This window comes from Microthrixaceae bacterium (assembly GCA_016702505.1).
Classification (GTDB): Bacteria; Actinomycetota; Acidimicrobiia; order Acidimicrobiales; family Iamiaceae; genus Aquihabitans.
Genome location: JADJDU010000021.1, coordinates 1 through 5,784 on the forward strand (window position 1 = coordinate 1; position 5,784 = coordinate 5,784).

Annotated in this window: 7 protein-coding genes; 1 reads left to right on the top strand and 6 read right to left on the bottom strand. The window is 71.9% G+C overall.

Annotated elements, in window-relative coordinates:
- The coding region (locus tag IPG97_15610) for a site-specific integrase (GenBank protein ID MBK6857920.1) at positions 1 to 524 on the top strand (524 nt) is incomplete at its 5' end.
- A gap of 12 nt (positions 525 to 536) precedes the next feature.
- Here IPG97_15610 and IPG97_15615 read toward each other — a convergent pair.
- The 6 genes from IPG97_15615 to IPG97_15640 form a co-directional block, all read right to left on the bottom strand.
- Positions 537 to 731: an excisionase family DNA-binding protein gene (locus IPG97_15615; protein MBK6857921.1), complete on the bottom strand. Its 195-nt coding sequence runs from the start codon at positions 729 to 731 to the stop codon at positions 537 to 539.
- Positions 732 to 911: 180 nt separating this feature from the next.
- Entirely contained in the window at positions 912 to 1,052 is a 141-nt protein-coding gene (locus tag IPG97_15620; protein MBK6857922.1) for a hypothetical protein, read from the bottom strand.
- The gene (locus tag IPG97_15625) at positions 1,043 to 2,365 is read right to left on the bottom strand and encodes a WD40 repeat domain-containing protein (GenBank protein MBK6857923.1); all 1,323 of its coding nucleotides are present in this window, start codon (positions 2,363 to 2,365) and stop codon (positions 1,043 to 1,045) included. Before IPG97_15625 ends, IPG97_15620 begins: the two co-directional genes overlap by 10 nt.
- Positions 2,340 to 2,630 (bottom strand): hypothetical protein, encoded by a 291-nt coding sequence (locus tag IPG97_15630; GenBank protein MBK6857924.1) that lies wholly within the window; start codon positions 2,628 to 2,630, stop codon positions 2,340 to 2,342. Before IPG97_15630 ends, IPG97_15625 begins: the two co-directional genes overlap by 26 nt.
- Positions 2,627 to 3,376 (bottom strand): WD40 repeat domain-containing protein, encoded by a 750-nt coding sequence (locus tag IPG97_15635; protein MBK6857925.1) that lies wholly within the window; start codon positions 3,374 to 3,376, stop codon positions 2,627 to 2,629. The genes IPG97_15630 and IPG97_15635 overlap by 4 nt, the downstream gene beginning before the upstream one ends.
- A 1,337-nt stretch (positions 3,377 to 4,713) precedes the next feature.
- On the bottom strand, positions 4,714 to 5,784 hold a 1,071-nt coding region (locus IPG97_15640), incomplete at its 5' end, for a hypothetical protein (GenBank protein MBK6857926.1).

The window sequence follows — 5,784 nt, forward strand, 5'->3', positions numbered from 1 at the left end:
GGATCGGGGAGGTGCTTGAGTTGCGGCGCAAGGATGTCGATGTGTCGCAACGGATCGTCAGGGTGCGGCGTGCCGTGAGTTGGGTTCACGGGAAGTCGATTGTCGGCACTCCCAAGTCCGCTGCGGGCATCCGGACTGTGTCCGTCCCGCCGCACGTCATGCCGATGATTGAAGAGCATCTTTCTGAGCGGGTCGGGGCCCGTGCTGACGCGTTGTTGTTCGCTGCGGCCGACGGGGTTAGCCATCTGCAGCCGTCTGTGTTCCGCGAGGCGTGGGTGAAAGCGCGCGCTGCCGCCGGGCGATCCGACTTGCGGGTTCACGATCTTCGTCATACAGGAGCGACGATGGCCGCCATGACCGGGGCCACGCTCGCCGAGTTGCAGGAACGGCTCGGTCACTCCAGTGTCAACGCTGCGCTGCGTTACCAGCACGCCGCCCAGGGCCGAGACGCCGAGATCGCCGCCGCGCTGTCAGTGATGGCGTCAGCCCAGGTACCAGCCCCTGCAACGATTCACGAGTCTTAGCGGAGGCCACGGTTATGACGCTGTCGGGATTCGGGTCATAAGGCGGTCGACGTCCTCCGGGTCGAGGCGAATGACCCTCGGACCGCTGCGGTAGGCGTTGAGCGTTCCGTCAGAGATACGGCGACGCAGGGTGCGGATGCTGAGGCCGGTCCGTCTGGAGGCCTGAGCAAGTGATTCGAACTGACGACGGGTGACGTGTTGCAACATGGCGCTCTCCTCTCGACACCTAAAGCGGGAACTGATGCGCTGGGGGTCAGCCGACGCGTGGGCTGTGCGAACCGGACCGCCACACCGTGGCAACTCAGCCCGTCAGAGCCGTTCGGTGCTCCCCGGTTGGCCGAGCTGGCTTGCGGGCTGACTCACCGGACGCGACAGGGGCCACGGCCCTCAGAAGTCGATGACAACGATCCCTTGGTCGGCCCCGCAGACGAGGGCCCGACCAGCCGCGGCAAGCGCTTTCAGCGGGCTGGGCAAGGCAACCAGTCGTTCAACGTCGAACCCGTCGGCGTCGGCAAGGGTTAAGAGCACCAGGTGGCGGCGCCACGAGTCACGACTGAGCGCCCCTCCAGCTCCGCCACCGCCAACGCCCGCACCGGAGCGTCATGGCCGGTGAACGGCGCCCCCACCGGGGCCCCGGTCGCCAAATCCCACACCCGCACCGACCGGTCCCCGCTGCCGGAGACCACCACCGGCCGCCCCGCCACCTCCGCCACCGCCACCGCCACCACCGGACCGTCATGGCCGGTCAACGGCGCCCCCACCGGGGCCCCGGTCGCCAAATCCCACACCCGCACCGACCGGTCCCCGCTGCCGGAGACCACCACCGGCCGCCCCGCCACCTCCGCCACCGCCACCGCCCGCACCCAGCCGTCGTGGCCGGTGAACGGCGCCCCGACCGGGGCCCCGGTGGCCAGGTCCCACACCCGCACCGACGCGTCGTCGCTGCCGGACACCACGACCGGGCGCCCCTCCAGCTCGGTGACCGCCACCGCCAACACCGGGCCGTCGTGGCCGGTGAACGGCGCCCCCACCGGGGCCCCGGTCGCCAAATCCCACACCCGAACCGACCGGTCCCCGCTGCCGGAGACCACCACCGGCCGCCCCGCCACCTCCGCCACCGCCACCGCCCACACCGGACCGTCATGGCCGGTCAACGGCGCCCCCACCGGGGCCCCGGTCGCCAAATCCCACACCCGCACCGACCGGTCGTCGCTGCCGGACACCACCACCGGGCGCCCCGCCAGCTCCGCCACCGCCACCGCCCGCACCCAGTCGTCGTGGCCGGGTGAACGGCGCCCGACCGGCGCCCCGGTGGCCAGGTCCCACACCCGCACCGACCGGTCCTCGCTGCCGGAGACCACCACCGGGCGCCCCGCCACCTCGGCCACCGCCACCGCCCGCACCCAGTCGTCGTGGCCGGTGAACGGCGCCCCGACCGGCGCCCCGGTGGCCAGGTCCCACACCCGAACCGACCGGTCCCCGCTGCCGGAGACCACCACCGGCCGCCCCGCCACCTCCGCCACCGCCACCGCCCACACCGGACCGTCATGGCCGGTGAACGGCGCCCCCACCGGGGCCCCGGTCGCCAAATCCCACACCCGCACCGACCGGTCGTCGCTGCCGGAGACCACCACCGGCCGCCCCTCCACCTCGGCCACCGCCACCGCCAACACCGGGCCGTCGTGGCCGGTGAACGGCGCCCCCACCGGGGCCCCGGTCGCCAAATCCCACACCCGCACCGACTCGTCCCCGCTGCCGGAGACCACCACCGGCCGCCCCTCCACCTCCGCCACCGCCACCGCCCGCACCGGACCGTCATGGCCGGTGAACGGCGCCCCCACCGGCGACCGGGGCCCCGGTGGCCAGGTCCCACACCTGCACCGACCGGTCGCCGCTGCCGGACACCACCACCGGGCGCCCCTCCACCTCGGCCACCGCCACCGCCACCACCCAGTGGTCGTGGCCGATGAACGGCGCCCCGACCGGGGCCCCGGTGGCCAGGTCCCACACCCGCACCGACCGGTCCTCGCTGCCGGACACCACCACCGGGCGCCCCTCCAACTCGGCCACCGCCACCGCCAACACCGGGCCCTGGTGGCCGGTCAACGGCGCCCGACTGGGGCCCCGGTCGCCAGGTCCCACACCCGCACCGACCGGTCCCCGCTGCCGGACACCACCACCGGGCGCCCCTCCAACTCGGTCACCGCCACCGCCCGCACCCAGTCGTCGTGGCCGGTGAACGGCGCCCCGACCGGGGCCCCGGTGGCCAGGTCCCACACCCGCACCGACCCGTCGCCGCTGCCGGACACCACGACCGGGCGCCCCTCCAGCTCGGTCACCGCCACCGCCAACACCGGGCCCTGGTGGCCGGTGAACGGCGCCCCGACCGGGGCCCCGGTGGCCAGGTCCCACACCCGCACCGACCGGTCCTCGCTGCCGGACACCACGACCGGGCGCCCCTCCAGCTCGGTGACCGCCACCGCCAACACCGGGCCGTCGTGGCCGGTGATCGGCGCCCCGACCGGGGCCCCGGTGGCCAGGTCCCACACCCGCACCGACCGGTCGTCGCTGCCGGACACCACGACCGGGCGCCCCTCCAGCTCGGTCACCGCCACCGCCAACACCCAGTCGTCGTGGCCGGTGAACGGCGCCCCGACTGGGGCCCCGGTGGCCAGGTCCCACACCTGCACCGTCCGGTCCTCGCTGCCGGACACCACGACCGGGCGCCCCTCCAGCTCGGTCACCGCTACCGCCAGCACCCGGCCGTCGTGGCCGGTGAACGGCGCCCCGAACGGCGCCCCGGTGGCCAGATCCCACACCTGCACCGACCGGTCGCCGCTGCCGGACACCACGACCGGGCGCCCGCCACCTCCGCCATCGCCACGGCCCGCACCCAGTCGTCGTGGCCGGTGATCGGCGCCCCGACCGGGGCCCCGGTCGCCAAGTCCCCACCCGCACCGACCCGTCCTCGCTGCCGGACACCACGACCGGGCGCCCCTCCAGCTCGGTCACCGCTACCGCCCGCACCGGGCCGTGGTGGCCGGTGATCGGCGCCCCGACTGGGGCCCCGGTGGCCAGGTCCCACACCTGCACCGACCCGTCCTCGCTGCCGGACACCACGACCGGGCGCCCCTCCAGCTCAGCCACCGCTATGCCCGCCACACCCCCGTCAGGGGTGGCGACCACGCGGGAGGCGTCAGGGCGGCGCCAGTGCGCCCACCGGGGCATCCATTCGGTGGGTAGGCCGTCGGCGATGATGCGGTCGGCAAGCTCCCCTCCGGGCCCGCACCGAGCGGCTAGGGCCAACGCGGAGGCCGCCCGAACAGGAGGCTCACGCCGCATCGTGTTCACTGCGCGCATGTACGCGTCAGCGGCCAAGCGGGCCCGCAGGAATCCCTCGACGTCGTTGAGGGGACGCGGTGGGTAGTTGGGCAAGGTGTCGATCGCCGACATCATCGAGCCGGGAACAGCCGCGAGCAACAACCCCGGATCCTGAACGAGTTCGGGCAGTCGGCCGGCGTGCGCTGCGTGCAGCGGTAGGAAGGTACGGGCGTAGGGGTGCGCGCGCTTCCAGTCGACCCGGCCGTCCAGGCGGCGCGGGGCGAGTTGCTGTAGCGTCCGGGTGATTGCGGCCTCGTCGGCGACGGGGTCGCGGTCCTGCTGGAGCACCTCGACCAGAGACTGGTGGAACAGCCGGTATGTCGACCTTTCGCCGAGCGGGGCGCCCTCCACGACGTACGAACCCGCGTGATCGACTAGCTCAATCAGGTCGATGGTGCTGCAGTCGGTGCCGGGCTCCAACGCGCGGACCAACGCCGGCCAAATGTCCTCCCACGGCATACCGGTGCCGCGGGCATAGGCCAGCGGCCGGAGTCGCTGAAATGCCAGCTCGACCCGATCCTGGAAATGCCGTTCGAGGTCGGCACGCATCGCATCGCCGGTGTTCTTTGGCAGCCGCTCGCGCCACGTCGTGGACCGCACGTCAGGCAGCGCCGGCCTTTTCGTACTGACGTCGTCGGCATACTCCGCGTCCAGGTCGAGAGCGACGAACGTTCGGGCATGACGGTCCTTCCAGTCATCGCCCAACGCAAGCTGGGGGACCTTCGGACGGCAACCGAGCAGAAAGCGCAGACGTCCCTTGCCCTGTTCGGCCAACTGGCGGATGACTTCCTTGACCAGGCCCACCGGATCATCGGCCTCGTCCAGTGCGTCCACCACCACCGTCAGCGGACGCCCGTCCACCCGTGACGCCGCAGCCTGAAGCGTCCGCCGCAGGTTGAGCGAAATAGCCTCGGAGAGTCATCGACGTCCTCGACCCCGCAGCCATCGCCAATCGAGCCATGACATCAGCGGAGGTGCGCTGGCCCGCGTAGACAACCCCGTCGATGACCCCCAGGTCGGGCAGCATCGCTCCGTCGAACCCACCTGTCGGGATGCTTCCGCGGAGCCGCCGGTCGGACAGGCTCGCGCATAGCCCGATCAACGACGTCTTGCCTGCCCCGGGACCGCCAACGACGATCCGGGACCGGGTGTCGGTGCCACTATTCAGCCAGGCAGCCAGATCGGTCAACGCATTCCGTCGGCCGATGAAGTCATCGGCTGCTTTGGGCAAGAACCGATCTCGCCGGTCGGTGTCTTCATCTGCTTCCAGCTTCCGCCGGACCCGGTAGCGGGCCTCTTCCAAGGGCTCGTCGATGAGCTCGGGATCCCGATCCGGGTTAGGGAAGAAGGCCAATGACGCGACGTTGCCAAAGACGGGGAGGTACCCGACCTGCTGCGGCTGCCCTGCTTGGGCGTCGATCTTCAGTACGTTCATGATCGAGTCGATGCCCACCGTTGGCTGGCCGCGACCGGCCGCCGCTGGAGACGTCGCAGCAGCCACGAACGCAGACGTGAACTGGGCCGGGTATGCCTCGGTTCGTGGCAGCGCCGAGGCGATCAGTGCTGCGCCTGCGCCAACGGCAACCCGACTGGGTCCCAGCCTCCAGTTCGGCGGGTGTCGTTTGAAGTCGATCACGGCGTCGCCCGAATAGCAGGTGTCGAGGATGAGTATCAATCGGCGGATCGTGGTTTGCGTCAACAGCCAGTCCGCGACGTCGTCTATCTTCACCCCGGTCCCGGCCAGGTCGGCCTGGTCAGCGTCGGAGGCCAGGAAGCGGTATTCGCGGACGTTGTCCTCCAGGTCCACCAGCTCGCCGTGCCCGGCCAGGTACACCACGACATAGTCGTCGGGATGCCGCTCGGGTTGGAGGGCGAAAGC